Below are 291 nucleotides of genomic sequence, written 5' to 3'. Positions count from 1 at the left end.
CCACCTCAAAACCAGCCTGATTTTCAGCCCTCAGATCAATTGCTTTTTGGGACTGAATGGCAGTGGCAAAACCAACATCCTGGATGGCATCCACTACCTGTCCCTCACCAAAAGTGCGGTGCAAAGCAGTGATAGCCTGAATATTTCCCATGGGATGGATTTTTTCACCATCAAAGGGAAGCTCCAAATCGAAGGAAAACCTCTGGAAGTTCGCTGCTCTTTTGAGGCAGGGAAAAAGAAGCAGATCTTCCAAAACGGAAAGGCTCTTGACAAAACCAGCGAGCATGTCGG

The 291-nt window shown here is 47.8% G+C and carries 1 protein-coding gene; it reads left to right on the top strand.

What is annotated here, in order from left to right; genetic code table 11:
• Positions 1–16: 16 nt before the first annotated feature.
• Positions 17–291 (top strand): AAA family ATPase (locus ACNKXV_RS14400; protein ID WP_417908396.1); only part of this gene is annotated, 275 nt, incomplete at its 3' end.

Origin of the sequence: Christiangramia aquimixticola (assembly GCF_048285835.1) — a bacterium.
Classification (GTDB): Bacteria; Bacteroidota; Bacteroidia; order Flavobacteriales; family Flavobacteriaceae; genus Christiangramia; species Christiangramia aquimixticola.
This window is presented reverse-complemented; position numbering and strand designations above follow the sequence as displayed.